Origin of the sequence: Bradyrhizobium retamae, from assembly GCF_001440415.1 — a bacterium.
Taxonomy (GTDB): domain Bacteria; phylum Pseudomonadota; class Alphaproteobacteria; order Rhizobiales; family Xanthobacteraceae; genus Bradyrhizobium; species Bradyrhizobium retamae.
Window position 1 is genome coordinate 1 of record NZ_LLYA01000047.1, and the last position, 4,164, is coordinate 4,164.

The 4,164-nt window shown below is 57.0% G+C and carries 4 protein-coding genes and 2 riboswitches; all 4 genes read left to right on the forward strand.

Features of this window, described 5'->3' with window-relative positions; genetic code table 11:
• Positions 1 to 656 (forward strand): IS630 family transposase (locus CQ13_RS08230; RefSeq protein WP_156433578.1); only part of this gene is annotated, 656 nt, incomplete at its 5' end.
• Between the two features lie 349 nt (positions 657 to 1,005).
• The gene (locus tag CQ13_RS08235) at positions 1,006 to 1,482 is read left to right on the forward strand and encodes an Lrp/AsnC family transcriptional regulator (protein ID WP_057842505.1); all 477 of its coding nucleotides are present in this window, start codon (positions 1,006 to 1,008) and stop codon (positions 1,480 to 1,482) included.
• A 395-nt stretch (positions 1,483 to 1,877) separates the two neighbouring features.
• Positions 1,878 to 1,975: riboswitch (glycine riboswitch) on the forward strand.
• A gap of 1 nt (position 1,976) precedes the next feature.
• A riboswitch (glycine riboswitch) is annotated at positions 1,977 to 2,067 on the forward strand.
• A 56-nt stretch (positions 2,068 to 2,123) separates the two neighbouring features.
• Positions 2,124 to 3,383 carry a D-amino acid dehydrogenase gene (locus CQ13_RS08240; protein ID WP_057842507.1) on the forward strand — a complete coding sequence of 420 codons (1,260 nt, stop codon included), beginning with the start codon at positions 2,124 to 2,126 and terminating at the stop codon, positions 3,381 to 3,383.
• Positions 3,384 to 3,604: 221 nt separating this feature from the next.
• The gene (locus tag CQ13_RS08245; protein WP_245309082.1) at positions 3,605 to 4,129 is read left to right on the forward strand and encodes a helix-turn-helix domain-containing protein; all 525 of its coding nucleotides are present in this window, start codon (positions 3,605 to 3,607) and stop codon (positions 4,127 to 4,129) included.
• Positions 4,130 to 4,164 lie beyond the last annotated feature (35 nt).

Below are 4,164 nucleotides of genomic sequence, written 5' to 3' on the forward strand. Positions count from 1 at the left end.
TTGAAAATCGCGACGCCGAGTTCGAACAGAAGATGGCGGAGGTGCTGTGCGTCTACCGCGAAGTCGAAGTCCTGAAGAAAGCCTCTGCCAAGGGAAAGCGGCGGGGAAAGCCGGTGACGATTGTCTCCTGCGACGAGAAGCCGGGAATCCAGGCCATCGCAACGACGGCGCCAGATTTGCCGCCCAAGCCTGGCGTCCACGCCAGCTTTGCGCGCGATCATGAATACAAACGCCATGGCACGCTCAGCCTGTTGGCTGGGATTGATCTGCTCACCGGCAAGGTCCACGCCCTTGTCAAAGATCGCCATCGCAGTCGAGAGTTCGTCGAACTCCTCAGGCTTATCGATGACGCCTATCCGCCGAACACTGCGATCAAGTTGATCCTCGACAATCATTCCGCGCACATCTCGCGAGAAACCAGAGCCTGGCTCGCCACTCGACCAAGCGGGCGCTTCGAGCTCACCTTCACGCCCAAGCACGGCTCATGGCTCAATCTCATCGAGGGATTCTTCTCCAAGTTCGCCCGTTCAGTCCTCCGCCACATCCGGGTGGCCTCAAAACACGAACTCAAGGAGCGCATCATGGCCGGTATCGACGACGTCAATCGCCATCCGGTCATCCACACGTGGTCCCACAAACTCGTCGACGCCGCCTGATATGATTCGAACCAAGAAAACGCTAATCTAGATGGCGACGCTTCAATGATAGGGTTATCAATTTGGCCAAAGAGCTAAGGGTGGTGCTGCGCCTTGTTCGCAACAACTCTCGCCAAGCAGGAAGGGATTACCCAGCGACCCAGACCTCCGATTGCAACAAGCGACCTCTTCCAAAGTAGACAACGCGTCTTTGTCGCTCGCAATCCAGAACGTGAGTGAGGGGAGGCTTCAACCAAGATCGCAAACTCCGCAAGCATCAGCATACTATTGCACAAATGTACTGCGCCGTAGTTTCCCGTTTGAGTCGCAACTGCATCTTGCGACGTAAAGCACCGTAAAGGGGGGCCGTATGCAATACGATCGAATAGACGCCCGCATCCTCGAGATCGTACAGAAGAATAACCGTCTAACATCCGAGGTAATCGGTGAAATGGTGGGACTTTCTGCGACCGCGTGCCAGCGGCGATTGAAGAGACTGCGTTCGGAAGGCATCATCGAGAGTGATCTCTCAATCGTTTCACCGAAGGCGGTCGGACGACCTATTCAAATGCTCGTATTAGTGACTTTGGAGCGGGAGCGGTCAGATATAATCGACAGGTTCAAGAAAGCCATCAAATCGTCAGCTGAAGTCGTCAATGGATATTACGTCACCGGCGACGCTGATTTTGTCGTATATATTTCTGCGCGCAGCATGGATGACTATGAGCAGTTCACTCGGCGGTTCTTCTATCAGAACTCGGACATCAAGGGCTTCAAGACGATGGTGATATTGGATCGCGTAAAAGTGGGCTTTGCCATTCCAATTGAGGTTCCGAGCGAGGATTGACGCTGATACAGGTGGCTCAGCGTGTAAATGCAACGCGTCGGAGCTTTTTCGTCGCTCATTCGCGTAAAGCGTGGAACAACCGCTCCGTCGCTCATCTAATCTGCGGAGTTTTCAAGGCCACCCGAGAAGGCGCGTTTGCAGATTGGCGCGCGATAGAGGCAAATTGGCACCTACGAATATGGCGTCAAGCTCGACTCTAGTCGCCAACGCAGATGGGACTATTGTCGAGCGCGCGCCGGTTGCGGCCACGCTGGCTGCTAGACGCTGCGAGCGATCAGAATCTTCTCGATCAATGAGGGCGTTCGGGATCTGGAAGCCATCGGAAAGCATCGTGCGGGGCGCACAATCACCGGCTTGACATACAGCAGCACGCTTGAGAAATGTTCTCGGTCCGACGATGGTGTGCGGGAGAGTGCGGTGAGCCGATAGGCTTAGCGCCGCCGACGGAGCAACTCCCCAAGGAAACTCTCAGGCCAAGGACCGCACGCCGAGGACGATCTGGAGAGAGGTGCCAGTTGGCACCCACCGAAGGGGACCGCCGTCCGTAACGATAGCGGAGAAGCTCTCAGGTGCACGGACAGATTGGGGGCGGAGCTATGGCGAAAGCCTTATCATCGTTCAACGCTGTCTTGGAGCACATGATGAGCACGATCATCATTATCGGATCTGGTATTACCGGAGTCACAACCGCCTATGCGATGGCCGCGCGTGGCTATACGGTTACGGTCTTTGACCGCGAGCGTTATCCCGCGATGGACACCTCGTTTGCAAATGGCGGTCAATTGTCGGCAAGTAATTCCGAAGTTTGGAACAACCCAAGCAACATCTTCAAAGGCCTTAGATGGATGTTGCGCAAGGACGCTCCATTGCTGCTGAACCCAAGTCCGAGTTTTCACAAATACACTTGGTTGGCGGAGTTCATCGGCCAAATTCGGCACTACCGTCGCCACACGATCGAGACGACCCGACTTGCGATCGCCGCGCGGCAACATCTGTTTGAGATCGCCGATCGGGAGGGGATCGCTTTTGACCTGGAGCGGCGAGGGATTTTGCACATCTACTCCAACAAGGCCGAATTCGATGAGGCTTATCGTGTGAACGAGCTGCTACGAGCGGGCGGACTGGACCGGCACCCCGTGACCCCCGCTGAAATGCGCGTGATAGAACCCGCGTTGCAAGGCGAGCACTATGGCGGATTCTTCACCCCGTCTGATGCAACTGGCGACATTCACAAGTTCACGCGCGGTCTCGCCGCGGCCTGCGAGCGAAAAGGAGTGCGCTTTGTTTTCGGGGCACAGGTCGGCGACATACGAGCTGATTTGGAAGGTGTGCTCGTGCGCTGGCAAGAAGGGCCGTTGAGGAATGAACTAAGGGCTAAAAAAGCAGTAATCTGTGCTGGAATCGGCAGCCGGCGGATTGCTTCAATGCTTGGGGATCGCGTGAACATCTATCCCGTCAAGGGATACTCCATCACTGTGAATCTGGCGGACGAAGTAAGCCAGAAGGCTGCGCCACGTGTCAGCCTTCTGGACGAGGCGGCCAAGATCGTTACAAGTCGGTTGGGACAAGATCGCTTCCGCGTCGCTGGGACCGCTGAGTTGAACGGCGAGAACCGCGACATCCGTGCGGATCGAATCAAACCTCTGGTGCGTTGGGTCGAGCAATTGTTTCCTGGTGTCTGCACCGCGCAGGTCGTGCCGTGGGCTGGCTTGCGTCCCATGACACCTAGCATGATGCCCAAGGTTGGCCGAGGCAAGAAGCCGAACATCTTCTACAACACTGGCCATGGGCATCTCGGTTGGACGTTATCGGCTGTGACAGCTGAAATGGTTGCCGACGCCATCACGACAGACCAGGGCGGTACGCCGGCGCGATTGGTCCGTGGGTTTAGTTGTCGCTAGACGTTCGATTCCATGAAACCTGCGCTTATTGAGCAGACCGAGTTGGTGGAACGGACGGGTTGTTGGGGGATTCCTCGTTTGCGGTCGGCGAAACGAGGAGCTGTATCATGGCAGGATGGCGGCGAGCGGTCGAATTGGCCATGAGTGATGAAGAGATAGCGACCTTGACGACACTTTCGCGGTCGAGGATCGAACTGGCGAGCCGGGTGTCGCGGGCGCAGATGCTGCTGGCGTATCGGGAAAATCCTTCGTTCTGCGCGGTGGGCCAGAGACTTGGGGTCCATCATCAGACGGTGCAGCGCTGTGTCGAGCGGGCGCTGGCCGATGGCCCGCTGGCGGCCCTTGATGATCGTCCGCGACCGGGCAAGGAGCCGACGATCACGCCTGAGGCCAAAGCCTGGTTGGTGTCGCTGGCCTGCGACAAGGCCAAGGACCACGGCTATCCACATGAGTTGTGGACGACGCGGCTCTTGGCGCGCCATGCGCGCGAACACGGGCCGGCGGCGGGGCATGCGTGCTTGGCCAATTTGGTCCAGGGAACGGTGTGCAAGATCCTCGGCCGGGAGGAAATCAAGCCGCACAAAGTGCGCTACTATCTTGAAAATCGCGACGCCGAGTTCGAACAGAAGATGGCGGAGGTGCTGTGCGTCTACCGCGAAGTCGAAGTCCTGAAGAAAGCCTCTGCCAAGGGAAAGCGGCGGGGAAAGCCGGTGACGATTGTCTCCTGTGTAAAAGTCTCGACTTAATCTGACAGAATGGTTTGGACTGGTGGGGAAATGGG